The sequence below is a fragment of the Bacillus sp. AFS098217 genome, from assembly GCF_002551815.1.
Taxonomy (GTDB): domain Bacteria; phylum Bacillota; class Bacilli; order Bacillales; family Bacillaceae_G; genus Bacillus_A.
Genome location: NZ_NVPR01000058.1, coordinates 1 through 15,593, shown reverse-complemented (window position 1 = coordinate 15,593; position 15,593 = coordinate 1). Strand labels below are relative to the sequence as shown.

14 protein-coding genes and 1 pseudogene are annotated in these 15,593 nt (G+C 37.8%); 8 read left to right on the top strand and 7 right to left on the bottom strand.

Annotation, left to right across the window (positions count from 1 at the left end):
* The first annotated feature begins 41 nt into the window (after positions 1–41).
* From COO03_RS16300 to COO03_RS16290, 3 genes are all read left to right on the top strand, one after another.
* Complete coding sequence (locus COO03_RS16300; RefSeq protein WP_097898162.1) at positions 42–686, top strand: DsbA family oxidoreductase; 645 nt, start codon at positions 42–44, stop codon at positions 684–686.
* A gap of 198 nt (positions 687–884) precedes the next feature.
* Complete coding sequence (locus COO03_RS16295; protein ID WP_097898161.1) at positions 885–1,511, top strand: FMN-dependent NADH-azoreductase; 627 nt, start codon at positions 885–887, stop codon at positions 1,509–1,511.
* 50 nt (positions 1,512–1,561) lie between these two features.
* Positions 1,562–2,785: an MFS transporter gene (locus COO03_RS16290; RefSeq protein ID WP_230322542.1), complete on the top strand. Its 1,224-nt coding sequence runs from the start codon at positions 1,562–1,564 to the stop codon at positions 2,783–2,785.
* 342 nt (positions 2,786–3,127) lie between these two features.
* On the opposite strand, the gene COO03_RS16285 is transcribed toward COO03_RS16290, so the two are convergent.
* The 3 genes from COO03_RS16285 to COO03_RS16275 form a co-directional block, all read right to left on the bottom strand.
* Complete coding sequence (locus tag COO03_RS16285) at positions 3,128–3,421, bottom strand: hypothetical protein (protein WP_097898159.1); 294 nt, start codon at positions 3,419–3,421, stop codon at positions 3,128–3,130.
* Between the two features lie 5 nt (positions 3,422–3,426).
* On the bottom strand, positions 3,427–3,627 hold the full coding sequence (locus tag COO03_RS16280) for a helix-turn-helix transcriptional regulator (RefSeq protein WP_141523320.1): 201 nt from the start codon (positions 3,625–3,627) through the stop codon (positions 3,427–3,429).
* Positions 3,628–4,011: 384 nt separating this feature from the next.
* Entirely contained in the window at positions 4,012–4,203 is a 192-nt protein-coding gene (locus tag COO03_RS16275; RefSeq protein ID WP_141523318.1) for a hypothetical protein, read from the bottom strand.
* Between the two features lie 185 nt (positions 4,204–4,388).
* Here COO03_RS16275 and COO03_RS16270 point away from each other — a divergent pair, with 185 nt between their 5' ends.
* A complete protein-coding gene (locus COO03_RS16270) occupies positions 4,389–5,438 on the top strand; it encodes a DUF5105 domain-containing protein (protein WP_097898157.1) in 1,050 nt (349 codons plus the stop codon).
* Positions 5,439–5,697: 259 nt separating this feature from the next.
* Here the strand turns inward: COO03_RS16270 and COO03_RS16265 are convergent, their stop codons facing one another.
* Positions 5,698–5,952 (bottom strand): hypothetical protein, encoded by a 255-nt coding sequence (locus COO03_RS16265; RefSeq protein ID WP_141523319.1) that lies wholly within the window; start codon positions 5,950–5,952, stop codon positions 5,698–5,700.
* Positions 5,953–6,609: 657 nt separating this feature from the next.
* Between COO03_RS16265 and COO03_RS16250 the strand changes: the two genes are divergently transcribed.
* From COO03_RS16250 to COO03_RS16240, 3 genes are all read left to right on the top strand, one after another.
* Positions 6,610–9,126, top strand: coding sequence for a GH39 family glycosyl hydrolase (locus COO03_RS16250; RefSeq protein ID WP_097898155.1), 2,517 nt, complete (start codon positions 6,610–6,612; stop codon positions 9,124–9,126).
* Positions 9,127–9,346: 220 nt separating this feature from the next.
* A complete protein-coding gene (locus COO03_RS16245) occupies positions 9,347–11,626 on the top strand; it encodes a glycoside hydrolase family 3 protein (protein ID WP_097898154.1) in 2,280 nt (759 codons plus the stop codon).
* Between the two features lie 45 nt (positions 11,627–11,671).
* Positions 11,672–12,778, top strand: coding sequence for an alpha/beta hydrolase (locus COO03_RS16240; protein WP_097898153.1), 1,107 nt, complete (start codon positions 11,672–11,674; stop codon positions 12,776–12,778).
* 75 nt (positions 12,779–12,853) lie between these two features.
* Here the strand turns inward: COO03_RS16240 and COO03_RS16235 are convergent.
* Together COO03_RS16235 and COO03_RS16230 are read right to left on the bottom strand one after the other, a co-directional pair.
* Positions 12,854–13,267: pseudogene (locus COO03_RS16235) on the bottom strand (DedA family protein); the annotation flags it as partial.
* Positions 13,261–13,890, bottom strand: a complete 630-nt coding sequence (locus COO03_RS16230; RefSeq protein ID WP_097898152.1) for a GNAT family N-acetyltransferase — start codon at positions 13,888–13,890, stop codon at positions 13,261–13,263. The gene COO03_RS16230 and the pseudogene COO03_RS16235, both read right to left, overlap by 7 nt.
* Positions 13,891–14,018: 128 nt before the next feature.
* Between COO03_RS16230 and COO03_RS16225 the strand changes: the two genes are divergently transcribed.
* Entirely contained in the window at positions 14,019–14,837 is an 819-nt protein-coding gene (locus COO03_RS16225; protein WP_240520169.1) for a MerR family transcriptional regulator, read from the top strand.
* 24 nt (positions 14,838–14,861) lie between these two features.
* Here COO03_RS16225 and COO03_RS16220 read toward each other — a convergent pair.
* Positions 14,862–15,593, bottom strand: a 732-nt coding sequence (locus tag COO03_RS16220) for an RNA-guided endonuclease InsQ/TnpB family protein (RefSeq protein ID WP_142316259.1), incomplete at its 5' end; no start/stop codon positions are given.

Below are 15,593 nucleotides of genomic sequence, written 5' to 3'. Positions count from 1 at the left end.
GTTACAAATAGAGTGAAAAAGAAAAGTGAGGGAACGTATATATGACTGTAAAAATTAAAGTTTATTCTGATTTTATATGCCCATTTTGTTTTTTAGGAACAGGTCCTTTGGATGAGGTTGTAAAGGAAAAAGATGTAGAAGTCGAATGGATGCCATTTGAATTGCGTCCTAGTCCATCTCCGAAAATTGATCCATGGACACTGCCTCATGTAGTGGAAGCTTGGAATTCATTTATTCATCCTACTGCTAAAAAATTAGGATTAGAAATGAAGTTACCACATTTGCGTCCGTATACGCATCTTGCGTTTGAAGGTTGCCAATTTGCAAAGGAACATGGAAAAGGAAATGAGTTTCACCATAGAGTGTTTATTGCACATTTCCAAGAGGAACAAAATATTGAAGACATCGAAGTATTAACAAAATTGGCGGAGGAAGTGGGACTTTCTCAGGATGCATTTAAAGAAGCATTAGTATCACGAAAATACCGAGAAGTGCATCAAGAAGCTATAAAACATGCCCATGAGGAAGCACAAATTATGGCTGTTCCAACGTTCATTATTGGTGACGAGGTCATTCAAGGATTTACTAGCAAAGAAAGATTAGCAAAGGCGATTGATCAAGAACTAGAAAAGGGTAAAGAGAATGAGTTAGATGGACTGCAATGTAATGTAGATGGAGATTGTTAATGTTATAAATACTTGATGATTCATATATAAAACCTCCTTTAATAAAGTCAACTGAGTTGACTTTATCAGAGTTCTATTGTACTATACGTAATGTAGTCAATCGAGTTGACTATGTTTTTTGTTATAAAAGAAATAGGATGCTCTTTCGAATGAGTAAATATAGAACAATGTAAGAGTGAGTAACAGGAGGAAAAGAGAATGACAACAGTTTTATTTGTAAAAGCAAACAATCGTCCAGCAGGTCAGGCGGTTAGTGTGAAATTATATGAGGCATTTTTAGCAAGCTACAAAGAATCACATCCAAATGATACAGTGGTAGAACTTGATTTATACAATGAAGAATTGCCATATGTAGGAGTAGATATGATTAACGGTACATTTAAGGCTAGTAGAGGATTTGATTTAACAGCAGAAGAAGCAAAAGCAGTAGCTGTTGCTGATAAATATTTAGATCAATTCCTTGCAGCTGATAAAGTAGTCTTTGGTTTCCCATTATGGAATTTAACAATCCCAGCTGTACTACACACATATATTGATTACTTAAACCGCGCAGGCAAAACATTTAAATATACGCCAGAAGGTCCAGTAGGTCTTATTGGAGATAAGAAAATTGCCTTATTAAACGCAAGTGGCGGTGTATATTCTAAAGGACCAAAAGCTGAAATGGAAATGGCTGTTAAATATGTAGCAAGTATGATGGGCTTCTTCGGTGCCAAAGATATAGAGACAGTAGTAATTGAAGGTCACAACCAATTCCCAGATAAAGCAGAAGAAATTATCGCCGAAGGTCTTGAAAAGGCTGTTAAAGTAGCAAGTACGTTCTAATTAACAAAACACTTGTCACGCAATATAGCAGTACCAACACTTTTATAGCGGTGGTACTGTTTTTTTATTCGCTTATTTCGCTGCTTTTGGGCAGTAAGAACATTCTTAACTTATTAAACGATAGAAAGCAGGATTACATTATAATGGAACGTTTATGGACAAAGAACTATATAATGCTGACAATTACAGCATTATTACTATTTAGTGGTTTTTATTTACTAATGCCAACACTACCTATGTTTATTAAACAATTAGGTGGAAGTGAATCTCAAGTTGGATTTATTATTGGAGTATTTACCATATCGGCAGTCATTTTACGTCCTATTGTTGGAGGATTAATGGATCGATATGGCCGCCGCGTATTTATAATAAGCGGACTATTATTTTTTGCAATTACAATGTATTTTTACGATTGGGTAACAGGAGTTATATTTTTAGTGGTATTACGTATCCTTCATGGAATCGGCTGGGCGATTGCTACAACTTCGATCGGAACGGCTGTGACTGATGTGATTCCACAATCTCGTCGCGGAGAAGGAATGGGATGGTATGGACTTGCGATGACTTTGGGCATGGCTTTAGGACCAATATTAGGTCTTTGGGTAGCGAAATCATTTTCATTTCATTATCTATTCCTTCTATGCACAGCATTAGCAGTTATTGCATTCATACTTGCATTTGGTACAAAAATTCCAGCAGTTCAAAGTGCATCAAAAAAACCAATATCATTTTTTGAAAAAACCGTTTTGCCAATCGCCATTGTTACATTTTTCTTATCCCTTACTTTTGGCGGCATTACAACATTTTTACCGCTGTTTGCAGCACAAATTCAAGCTAATGCTGGTACTTTTTTCTTAGTTTACGCTGTTACACTTACAGTAATTAGACCGCTTGCTGGAAAGATATCCGATAAACATGGAGAAGGGGTCATTATTGTTCCTGCACTTATTACACTGATAGTCGCACTATGCGTTCTAACAATGACAAAAGGGATTGTTGGACTAGTTATTACAGCTATTTTGTACGGAATTGGATTTGGATCAGCACAACCTGCGCTTCAAGTAGCAACGATACGATTAGCTCCACCAGAGAAAAGAGGAGTAGCAAACGCTACATTTTTTACAGCTTTTGATTTAGGGATTGGTTTAGGATCTATTATTCTAGGATTTGTTTCACAAATCATGGGATATCAAATGTTATTTATTGTTTGTGCTGTATCTGGGTTTATTAGTTTGGTACTTTTTATTTTGTTTGTAAAAAAGACATTAAAATAACTTTACTCATCTCCCGTACTTCGTTTTCATCATTGTTTCCATTATAACGAGGTGGTGGGTGTTGGTTTGAATTAAAGTTTGATCAAAGTATTGCTGCAAATATTGATTTTATAAATAGAAGAAACCCACACACTTTGAAAAAGTTTAATCAAAATGGGTGGGTTTTAATTTTGGATTCCTTAATTTTTTATAAAAAAGATTGATCATTTTATGTGGTCTACTTAAATAAACGCAGCTGTTAGTTTAACTATATTCCTTCATGATTAGTATATAAATTTCACTTTTTAAAAGAAACATTTTGTTCAATCGTCTAAAAGAACAAGATAAAAAACCTAACTCATATTAGTAATTTTTCCTGTTTCTGTTGATAAATATAAAAATACTGCCTAGCACACTTAATGAAAGCACAAAATATAACAATAAATCAGGTAGAAATTCTGAAGGAACAATATCTATCGATTGAAAAATAATAATGGCAATGATACCTAAATATAGGATGTTGTACAACACATTATTTGTTTTATATTGAATTTCTCTCCCTCTTTCGTCTTTTGCTTCATCACTTGATCGAAATTTTATTACATACATCTGACTGATGAATATTAAAACTAAAAATAAAGATTTTAACCACAACATATGTCTCACTCCTCCTGATAATCGAACACGTCAGTTATTGACTTTTCAAATATATTTGCAATTTTAAAAGCAAGAATTAGAGAAGGATTGTATTTATTTTTTTCAAGAGTAGCGATAGTTTGACGACTGACACCCACTCTTTTTGCCAGTTCTTCTTGAGTCCAACCTTTTTCTGCTCGACAAACTACAATTTTATTTTGTAACAATAGCAACACCTCTTGAAAAGATTGTAATTTATTTCTTACAATTCGTAAAGTATTTTTGACAAAATGTTTTTTGTAATTAAAAATACGCACAAAAAATATCCCTTTATACAAAGGGATAAAGCGGTGCAACTTTTTTATAAACGGTATAACTTTCTTTAAAACGGTACGACTTTATTTCAAAACTACAGTGGGGGAAAAGATACATAAAACCCCGAATCATGGACTTTTTTTAAGTGGCCACGATTCGGGGTACAGTTTAATAATAAAGGAGATTGTTTCTTTTCTATTAATTTTCTTTGTAATATATATGCCTGAAATAACTTCAGATGTGACCATATGGATAGAATATGGATCTGAAACAAAAAAGCTGGTATGAATCATATTTTACCTCAGGCGAATTTGTTTAATTAATTTTTGCTGCTTCAAAGCCTTTTGTGATGGTAATGTAAGTTCACCTGTGCAGAATGAATTTTCTTGCATTTGAACCTGCAATTGATCTTTTTCATCTTCATGAGCTTCTTCATATGGTGCCACAGCCGATAACGCTAATCCTGTTGTGAGTACGACTGTAGCCACTATTTTTATACTTTTCATTTTTTTACATAGCATCCTTTATCCGAATAATATAATAAGGTAATATTAGTATTTTCAGTATAAGTTTTCCATTTTTTCTATGCAAATCTTCATATTCCAGTATATAATTAAGAGGGGATTTTAAGATTATTCTAAAAAGTAGAAAAGGCAATGGGGGAGTAATAAGTATGAAGAAGTTAGCAAGTATTTGTATTACAGCTGTTTTGATGACTGGAATTGTAAGTGGTTGTAATGCGAAAAAAACGTCATCAGAACCTGAAAAACCGAAAACAGTTGAAGTTGGGAAGACTACAAAATTAAAAGGTGTCGAGGTACAGGTAGAAAGCGCAGAGTTTGTTCTACCCGATCGATATTCAAAACCAAATAATGGTCAAGTGTTAAAAGTGAAAGTTAGCCTGAAAAATACAGGAGAAGAAACATTACATATGATTCCTAAAGATTTTACTCTATATCAAGGTGATCAAGTAGCAAAAGAGTATTTTGGTTCAGCCAATGATATGTTAAACTCAGGCGATCTTGATAAAGGAAAAAAAATAGAAGGGAATTTGTATTTTGATGTTAAGGAGGACTCTTCTTATGAGCTAGTGTATAAGAAATACTCCGTAGATGAAAAGAAAGATGGTAAAGAAAAAGCGACATATAAAATTGACGGAAAAAAATTATCTGAACAGGCAAAGGGTTTACAAAAGCCTGCTGAAGCATTAAATGCATATGTGAATGCAGCATTTTATGATAAAGATATAGATAAATTAAAAAAATTAACAGGGGAAGACAGCTCTCAATTTATTAGCGACGTTGAAAACGGATTTAAGCAACAAATGGAGCGAGAAATAGGAAAAAAAGTTGATGATCAGTTATTAAGTCAGTTCCTTAAGAATTTGAAAGCAGCGATTCAAAAAAATGTAAAATATGAAACAAAAGTACTATCCAGCAAAGATGGAAAAGCAGAAGTTGAATTGAAGGGAAAACCAATGGATGTGAGTGCACTACAATCACCAATGCAAACCGAAATGATGAAATTGGCATCTCAAAATCCAAATATCTCAGAAGATGACCTTATGAAGGCCATTTTTGAAACATATAATAAACTATTACAAGACGTAAAATTATCATATGCTGAAGAGGTAGTTACAGTTAAAATGGTACAAAAAGACAAAGACCAATGGACAATAGATCCGCAATCAGCAGCACAAATAGGACGCGTATTCATAAGATAAAGTGAAACTTTAATTAGTGGGGGGCTTCATCCCCCACTGATTATTAGCCCTCACCAATCGGGCTTTTACGGGCAGTTTATCTCCCGCCTCACTCCTTTGCTTTTGCTGAATTTTGAGATGGGAGTATTACTGCCCGTTAATGCGGGATAAATAAGCGAGTAAATCGTTTTATTTTATAAAAGATAATCCCCTTTAAGTAGAAAGTGTAAAAGGACCATGTACATACATGGATGTTACACGATTACTTGAAGGGGATTTTTCATTTTTTTGTAAAAAACAATGAATATATAAAGAAGAAAAAGCCTACCCCAAATATAATTCCGCCCAATACTCGAAAGTTATTAACATAATTATTTAAAACGACGTTATATGTTGCTGTATCTATATTTCCACCCATTGATTGTACCCAGGAGTGAACAAGAGGTTCAGCTAACTCTAGATTTTTTAAAAGTAAAGTTCCACCAATTAATGATACAGCTGCCAACATAACAATACGTATTTGAGTATGTTTCAAATAGATGCCTCCTTTTTCTTTATTATTAGACTAGCAAGGAATTAGCGATATGTTATAAAACATATTCCTACTGATCTTCATGCTGCATTACTTTCTACTTTACTATCACTAAACCAACTAGATTCCCATACATCAAAACGGTATCCATTATATTCTGCGTATGCTCTAATGTTAGCATATCTGTTATTTGTATCTATTGTATTACTTTGAGTAACAGAATAATCTGCAGAAACATGAAATCCGACTCCAGCTGAATCAATGTTTCATCCAGCAGCTGTCACATTTCTTCGTACTTTTCTTCTGACACAAAAACGCTGTTCAAATTGATTGCGAATTGAATGGTATAATACTATATACATCAATTAAAAAACCGACATAAAAACCTTCTTTTTAGGTGGGAGAGAGCATCTGGCCATGCATAGAAGCGGTCAGTGCCTTCTTCTGCCACATGCGAAGTAAAAACAGAGAGAACAAACGCGTGTAGGTTACTTTTTATTCTGCACTGCAGGGGGTTAGATGTCGAAAAATTAAAATGGATTTATATAAAAAAGGATATACCCAATAAATCTATCATTGTTGTAATTTTAGTGGAATTACAACACAAATCAGAGTCTACTGAAAAAGAAACTACCATTCTAGGAAACGGGGGAGAAGTTCATGCGAAATGCCGTATACGAGTTGGTTGAGACGAACGACAGTCTGCCCTTCGACGTTTCACTGAACAGTGTGAACTATGTACCGAGTCATTGGCATAACAGCGTAGAAATTATTTTTGTGCTGCGCGGTACGGTGGAGGTTAGACTACATCATGAGAAACGGACGCTTTCTGAAGGGGACGTGCTGCTAATCAACCAATGTCATGTGCATGAGGTGATCGGTCTTGATCGGAACATTATCGCAACGTTTCTTATCCCTTTTAGTTATTTGAAGGAAAAAATGGCAAGGGCGGATGAGATTAGTTTCAATTGTTATTCGGGGGAGACGGATAAGGAGCGGCGTCATGCTTTAGACGAGATTCGTCGTTTACTGGCCGAGATGGTGCAGCTAACGTATCAAAAAGGTGACGCATATGAGATTGACATGCAAATTCGAATGTTAGAAGTGCTCTCTATTCTTCTGAAACAATTTAAGGTTTCGGCATCCGCAGGAGTTATGAACGAGAAATATATGGAGCGTATGCTTCGTATCATTACCTACATTGACGACCATTATAAAGAACCGATTACGCTACAGGCAATTGCTGAGCGTGAATTTTTGTCCGTTCCGTATTTGTCTAAGTTTTTCAGTGATAACATCGGCCTTAATTTTCAATCTTATTTGACGAGCATTCGTTTGAAACATACGGTGGAGGAACTGCTCCACAATGGGGAGACGCCTATTGCTGATATTGCGCTGAAGCACGGTTTTCCGAACGCCAAGTCATTTTATACTGCCTTTAAAACAAGGTATAACGTAACGCCAAACGAGTACCGGAAGCATTTTCGTCCAGACCTTGGCAAGAAGAAAGAACGGGCATCTTCCAATTATTTGACGTTTAATCAATCGAGCGCACTCGGAATCATTAGCCAATATTTACAGAGAAGTCCTTCGCAGCAGGCAGAAGAGATTACGGCGCTGGACACGGAGGCATATCAGGTCAACGTATCCACTCAAAGCAGTCTAATAAAGCATACATGGAGAAACTTGATAACGATTGGAAAAGCAAAAGAAGGATTGCATGCGGACATGCAGCGGCAACTCAAACTAGTTCAGGAACGCTGCCCATTTCGCTATTTGCGGTTTCATGGCATATTTGATGACTCTATGATGGTATACACAGAGGATAAGGCAGGGCAGCCGACACACAATTTCAGATTGGTCGATGAGCTATTCGATTTTCTCCTTTCAGTCAAACTTAAGCCGTTTATTGAGCTTGGATTTATGCCCTCTGCTTTGGCAGCGGACCAAGGCAAAACCATTTTTTATGTAAAGAGCTATATCAGTCCGCCGAAGTCTATAGATAAATGGTGTGAGCTTGTCGATCGTTTTTTACGCCACTGCATGAATCGTTACGGCAAGGAAGAGATAGAATCTTGGAAATTCGAATTTTGGAACGAACCGGAGTTGAAGGCATTTTGGCCGGGAACGATGGAGGAGTACATGGAGTTGTACGCTCGCACCTATGAAACGGTAAAACGTATATCACCTCGTCTTCAAATCGGGGCTCCGGGCAGAATCATTACGCTTGATGAGGGGAAATTTTATGATGAGTTTTTCGCTTTTTGTCGTGAGCGGCAGTGCTTACCGGATTTTATTCCGCTTCATTTTTACCCGCATGAAAGGCTGAATAACTTGGAGCAGATGGAGCAATTCAAGCAATTGGAGTCGCTTCAGAAACTGATTGAGGAGTTCGGAGGTGTGTCTCCAAATCCAGATTTTTTAAAGGATCGGCTTGCAAACGAGAAAAGACTGCTTGAGAAATATGAGATGTCCGGGGCCAATCTGTATTTGACAGAGTGGAATTCGACTTCGTATCACCGCGAGTTAACGAATGATACGTTGTACAAGGCTGCTTATATCGTCAAAAATATTATCGATAATTTAGACAGCATTGAAGGCTTCGGTTACTGGGTGCTAAGCGATAACATTGAAGAAACGGCTGCTTCACCAGACTTGTTTCATGGCGGACTCGGCTTGCTTGCTCAATATGGTATACCTAAAGCCGGCATGCTTGCCTATGAATTATTAGCAAAATTGGGTGATCGCCTCATTGAGCGGGGTGACCGTTACATCGTTACATCTGGCCGGGGCGGTTATCAAGTGCTGACTTTTAATTATTGTCATTTCGATGATTTGTACGCGATCGGCGATATTTCCTTTATCGATTCGGTTAACCGGTATAACGGTTTCAAAGATGTGAAGACTGTAAAATTAGAGCTGGAGCTTACGGATTTACCGAGCGGCAAGTATCGGATCGTTACTCGCACGATTGGCCGAAAGCACGGAAGCAGTTATGACCGCTGGGTGGAGATGGGGGCACCAAAATCGCTCTGTTCTGAAGATGTGGAATACTTGAAAGCGGGCGCTCGGCCGCGTATGACTAGTCAGTATGTTGAAGTGGATGATAGCCAAACTTGTATTTCTATTTTGGAGCCGCACGGTGCCCAGTTGATTGAGCTCATTCCTGTTTGGTGACGAATTGGGTTAAAATTTAACCTGTTTTAATTAAATGACTCAGGTTGTTTCTGTAAAAAGATTAAATATTGCAATAAAAGTCGATAAACCGCTGTCTTTTCGAGGACGAGCGGTTTTTTTATAATTAAAATGTAAACGTTTTCTAAGATTTATATATGATTTATATGCTCGCTTCATAGCATGAATAACGATTTAATTTTAAGAAATGGAGGGTTCTTCTATGTCAACTAAAGAGAAAAATGCAGGTCAGCCGTTGATTGAATACGTCCGTAATGAAGAAGGGCCTCTACTAGGCTATTCCGCTTTATCTAGTGTTCGCATCATTGAGCAGGACGGCTTATTTTTTAAAAACTTAAGTAAGGATGGGGTCTTGAAGCCGTATGAGGACTGGAGATTACCGGCTGAGGAACGGGCAAAAGATCTTGCCACGCGGATGTCCATCGAGGAAATTGCAGGATTGATGCTGTATAGTCGGCATCAAGCAATTCCAGCCGCGAGCGACAGTTGGTTCCCGGGAACTTACGGCGGAAAGTCTTACGAAGAGAGCGGCGCTAAGCCATGGGATTTGACAGATGAGCAAATCGCATTTTTGACCGAAGATCATCTTCGCCATGTTCTCATAACAACGGTTGAAAATCCAGCAACAGCCGCGCGTTGGAACAACAAGCTGCAGGCTGTTGCGGAAGGAACAAGTTTAGGCATTCCGGCGAACAATAGCTCGGATCCGCGTCACGGTTCCGATGCCAGCTCCGAATTTAACGTCGGCGCAGGAACAGCTTCTCGCGTATCATTTTGGCCGGAAACGCTTGGTCTTGCTGCGACATTTGACCCTGAAGTGACACGTGAATTTGGAGAAGTTGCCTCGAAAGAATACAGGGCGCTTGGCATGACAACAGCATTGTCGCCGCAAATCGATATTGCGACCGACCCGCGCTGGTTCCGCTTCAGCGGTACGTTCGGCGAAGACTCGAGTCTGTCTACAGATATGGCCCGCGCTTATGTGGACGGTTTCCAAACATCGGAAGGCGAGCAGGAACTAGAAGACGGCTGGGGATTGGATAGTGTGAATGCGATGGTGAAGCATTGGCCTGGAGGAGGAAGCGGTGAGGGCGGCAGAGACGCGCATTTTGGTTGCGGCAAGTATGCCGTTTATCCAGGAAACAATTTCGAAGAGCATTTGAAGCCGTTCGTCGACGGGGCTTTTCAGCTGGAAGGCAAGACGAGTAAGGCTTCGGCAGTTATGCCATATTACACGATTTCGTTCGATCAAGATCAAGTAAACGGTGAGAACGTCGGCAACTCTTATAATTCTTATTTAATTACCGATTTACTGCGCGAGCAATATGGTTATGAAGGTGTTGTTTGTACAGATTGGTTGATTACTGCTGATGAGGATGGCAGTAAAGATACGTTTTTGACAGGAAAGTCATGGGGCGTTGAACATTTGAGCGTTGCGGAACGTCACTATAAGCTATTGATGGCTGGCGTGGATCAGTTTGGAGGGAATAACGAAGTTGGGCCTGTTCTAGAAGCTTACCAATTAGGGGTATGTGAACACGGAGAAGCTTATATGAGAAAACGGTTCGAACAATCAGCGGTTCGTCTGCTTCTAAATATGTTTAAGCTTGGTCTTTTCGAAAATCCTTATCTGCAGTCTGAGGAAAGCGAGAAAATCGTCTGCAATCCAGATTTCTTGAAGGCAGGCTATGAAGCTCAGCTGAAGTCAATCATCCTTCTGAAAAACAAGGGGAAGACGCTGCCGATGCAAGCAAAAAGCAAAGTATACATTCCGAAGAGGTATTTGCCAGCTGGAAAAGACTGGTTTGGTATGCCAACACCAGAGAAACTGGAGCATCCAGTCAATCTTGACGTTGTAGCCCAATATTTCGATATTACCAATGATCCAGACGAAGCAGATTTCGGGCTTGTATTCATCCAAAGTCCAAAGTCAGGCGCGGGGTACAGCCAGAAGGATGCTGATAATGGAGGCAACGGTTATGTACCAATTAGCCTTCAGTACAAACCGTATACAGCCGAGCATGCCCGCGAACGGAGCATTGCTGGCGACCCTAGGGAAACCGATGTATTGAACCGTTCCTATAAAGGTAAAACAGTTACAACACACAATTCGTCTGACCTAGACATGGTGCTTGAAACGAAAGAAATGATGAAAGGAAAGCCGGTCATCGTATCGACTTTACTATCGAATCCAATGGTTGTCGCAGAGTTCGAAGCAGAAGTTGATGCCATTGTAGCGAACTTTGGCGTTCAGGATCAGGCAATCATGGACGTTCTGTCAGGAGTTTACGAGCCATCAGGCCTATTGCCGATGCAAATGCCAGCGAATATGAGAACAGTTGAGGAACAGCTGGAAGACGTCGCACATGATATGGAATGCCACGTTGATTCTGAGGGCCATGTATATGACTTCGCCTTTGGGCTCAATTGGAATGGTGTAATTGATGATTCTCGCACGGCGAAATACCGAAGAACTCGGTAGCCAAGTTTTCCGAAATACAAATGATCAAAAAAGGAGACGGTAATGATGAGTAATACAACTTCTTACGTGAATCTAGTATCTAAACTGAGTGAGGAAGTGCAAGCTGTCAAAAAAAGAGGTTTCGATTTTATTGCGAAACCGATTCCTGATTCTGATGCGACCTGCGAATTAGATCCGCGAGTTCTTCAAGTGACTATGCAAACGGCAGAAAAAATGGCTGCGATGGAAAGCGAACCATTTGATCCTTCAGATACGACAAGTTTTGTTCAAGGAATGCGGGCGATGATGGGGTGGAACAATGACAATGTTACAAAAAGTAAGGTCGAAACCACTTATAAAACAATCGATGGAACAAATGGACCGATTCCTCTGCGAATCTATACGCCTTCTAACGAAGGAATTTTGCCTGCTGTTGTCTTCATTCACGGCGGAGGGTTCATCGGCGGAAGTGTAGATGTCGTAGAAAATCCGTGTAAATCATTGGCAGAAAAGGCAGGTGCCGTTGTTATTTCCGTTGATTATCGCTTGGCGCCGGAGCATCCATATCCAGCAGGATTGACAGATTGTTTCGAAGCCGTAACATGGGTGTATAATCATGCTGAAGAAATTCGCGTGAATCCGCAGCAAATTGCCGTATCTGGAGACAGTGCAGGTGGTAATTTAGCTACGGTGTGCGCGCTCATGGATATTGAAAAGGGAACGGGAATGATTAAGCTTCAAGCGCTTATTTATCCGACAGTGAATATGGCCTGCGTCCAAACTGAGGATTTCAACTGGAGCCTTGACCAATATGAGATTCGAAACCATTCTGAATTTATCATTCCAATGATTGAAGGATTGGCTGGAAGCGGTGATTTATTTTTCCAACTTTATTTACAAAGTAAAGCGGAAATCACTGATCCTCACGTTTCTCCGCTTCTTTCAGATCAGCTAAGCAACATGCCGCAGACACTGATTGCAACTGCTGAATTTGATTATTTAAAAGTAGAGTGTGAAGCTTACGCGGCAAAACTTACACGCAGCGGTGTGCCTACGAAGCTGATTCAGTACAATGGTGTAGATCATGCGTTTATGGATAAAATTGGTTTGTATCCGCAAGCGGAAGATTTAATGAATGAAATTGCAAAAGAGGTTAAGAGAGTATTTGCTTAATTTTAAGGAGCTTGTTCAATTTGAACAAGCTCCATTGTACTAACTCTAACTATTTTGAACGAAATGAATTTCGTATTAACTTATATTTTGTACAAACATACACTTTAATTTTTTAAGAAAACGAATACCTAACGTAATGGCTACAATGACAATCAATCCGAAGATAATTTTCCCAATGTGCGATCCAAGCACTTCAAATATGTCATGTAAGTTTCCTCCTAACCAATAGCCACCGATTAAGAAGAAAGATACCCAGAATAGAGCACCGGGGTAGATTGTTATGGCAAAGCGACGGAACGGTAAATTAATAATCCCTGCAAAGTATCCAGTAAAATGACGTACGCCTGGGACGAAGAATCCAATAAAGATAAGGAAATATCCATATTTATCAAACCACATTCTCGTTAAATCAATTTTTCTTTGTGTTAAAAATACATATTTTCCATATTTCTGTACAAAAGGGATACGGTTCTTACTATTCGTTAAAAATCATAACAGTATAAAAATATATTCAGTTTATCTTTCATTGAATTAAAACAAATTTCTTTTTCATTTATACGTTTAAAGTTTTGACTATCATAAAATCCATAGTTACATCTATTATCTGTATATAGATATAAGGATTCCACATCCATACTTTTCATATAATTATACAAATGATTCATTAGAGCTTTTCCAACTCCAAGACCTCTAGATTCCCCTGATACAATAAATAATTGTATACAACCTTGAAAATCATCTTCTTTTTCTTTTATAAGTTCTTTATATGCATCTTGAACTTTTGAGAATTCTTTTATGAATTTTTTATTTTCCTTATTAGCTATGAGTACTTTAAGCATGGAATAGGCAAGACTTAAAGTATTATGAGCTTTCTTTAAACGGTTTTTGTCTTTTTTTGAATCGCCTAAAATAACACCAATAATCCTATTGTCTTTTTCTGCTACTTTGCTAAATGAACTTTCTAAAATACAACCTTGTAGATAGATGTTTAATACTGAATCTAAAAATTTCTTATCCTTAATCAATTCATTGAAGCCAAATGCTTCACCAATCAATGTTTTAACTGCTTCATAATCTTCTTTAACTAGGCTTCTGTATGTTACTGTATTCATGTTTCGAAACTCCTTTGTGTATAAGTAAACTTTGTATTTTATTGCAAATGTCTTATTATGATCATAAGGTCTCCCCTAAGAGGAGAGTCAATAATTATGTAAGAGAAAATATAAAGGAAGTGATTCGGGTGAAGAACTTATTTTCTATTGGGGAAGTTGCGAAAATAAAGGACATTACCATAAAAGCGTTACGATATTATCACAAAATGGGGATACTTATTCCAAAATATATTGATGAAACAACAGGTTATAGATATTATTCTATAGATCAATTTATTCACATAGATATTATAAAAAGCTGTAGAGAGTTACGAACGAGTATAGTAGAACTTCAAGAGATTTTTAAGGACTGTGATACGGAGAAATTACTACAATTTTTACAATTAAAAAGAGATGAAGCGGAAGAAAACATAAAGAAAATGCAAGAAGTAATCAAAACCATTGATAGCTTACATATGAATATAGAGAATTCCAAAGACATATTACATGATGATGAAATCTCTATTCAGTTTTTTGAACAGCGTTACATAATGATAGCACCATGTAAAGAAGTAGGAAGTTTACAGGAGTTACTTTACTATTCGAATTTAGAAAAAATCATTCATGAGAAGGGAGGGAAAATGTCAATGGAAAGAGGGATTATATATGATGTGAATGCAGGGTGGAATGTAGAACCAAAGTATGTTTTTAGTGGTGTTCAAGGGGATTTGAATATAGAAGATGAACACAATATAAAAATATTACCAAAGGGAAAGTATGTAACGTTAGCCTATAGTAAAGAGAACGAGGAAGAATGCCGAAGAAAAATCGTTACATATGTAAAAGAAAATCATTTGAAAATTAACCGTTTCATTGAAGTGGAGTTATTTAGCGATTTCTTTAATACAGAATCTTATAGTTGTCAAATTCAAATGTTTATGAATACTCCCCCACTTAGCAAAGCTTGAAGTGGGGGTTTCTAACGTTTCGACCTAACGGACGATTAACGTCAGTGGAGTTAACACACTAGCGAGCTGTTTCACGCCTAACCCCTCTATCCCGTTTGTCCATGCATTCGGGACTACTTTTCGTAAAATATTAGCCGCAGCGTTTACATCTGCATTGATTCCGATTCCTTTTGCAGAACGATACATACCACGCTTCATTCGTTTTCCTGAAAAAGTTGCATTTTGGTCATTTGTTCCATACGTTGGAATACAGTCATGATCTAGAAAACTTGCTTTTGATGTGTAGGATTCCTCGATTACAACAACTTGAATGCCTACCGCATTTGCTTTGTATGTAATCATTTGAATCAATAAACTATGCGGGATATGGCAAAATGTTTGGTTATTTTTCTTTCCCATATCCGTTTCTTGTTTCCAACTTTTGTTTTGACCAATAACGATTTTGCAAACTTCCTCTTCTTGAGCTAGTTTTACAATATGATGCCTCGCTTTATGGAAGATGTCTTTTATTTTCAGGTAACGCTTTTGATGAAGTTTTTCTATTCTTTTAGAAGTGAAAGGTCCTTTATTTATTTGTTTACCTTGTCTTAAAACACTTGTAAAATGGCTCTTCATTTTATTGTAATATTGATTTATGCTTTTGACATGTTTGCCCTTAACAAGTACAGGCTTCATCCCTGTGTTTGTTACGATGGTTGCAAGGTTATCAATCCCTAAATCAATACTCATATAACGACCATTCTCTTCAACGGATTG

Coding starts and splice junctions, on each gene's coding strand:
- COO03_RS16230 (WP_097898152.1), bottom strand. CDS start 13,890: ATGAATACAGTAACATACAGAAGCCTAGTTAAAGAAGATTATGAAGCA.
- COO03_RS16240 (WP_097898153.1), top strand. CDS start 11,672: ATGAGTAATACAACTTCTTACGTGAATCTAGTATCTAAACTGAGTGAG.
- COO03_RS16250 (WP_097898155.1), top strand. CDS start 6,610: ATGCGAAATGCCGTATACGAGTTGGTTGAGACGAACGACAGTCTGCCC.
- COO03_RS16270 (WP_097898157.1), top strand. CDS start 4,389: ATGAAGAAGTTAGCAAGTATTTGTATTACAGCTGTTTTGATGACTGGA.
- COO03_RS16285 (WP_097898159.1), bottom strand. CDS start 3,421: ATGTTGTGGTTAAAATCTTTATTTTTAGTTTTAATATTCATCAGTCAG.
- COO03_RS16295 (WP_097898161.1), top strand. CDS start 885: ATGACAACAGTTTTATTTGTAAAAGCAAACAATCGTCCAGCAGGTCAG.
- COO03_RS16245 (WP_097898154.1), top strand. CDS start 9,347: ATGTCAACTAAAGAGAAAAATGCAGGTCAGCCGTTGATTGAATACGTC.
- COO03_RS16300 (WP_097898162.1), top strand. CDS start 42: ATGACTGTAAAAATTAAAGTTTATTCTGATTTTATATGCCCATTTTGT.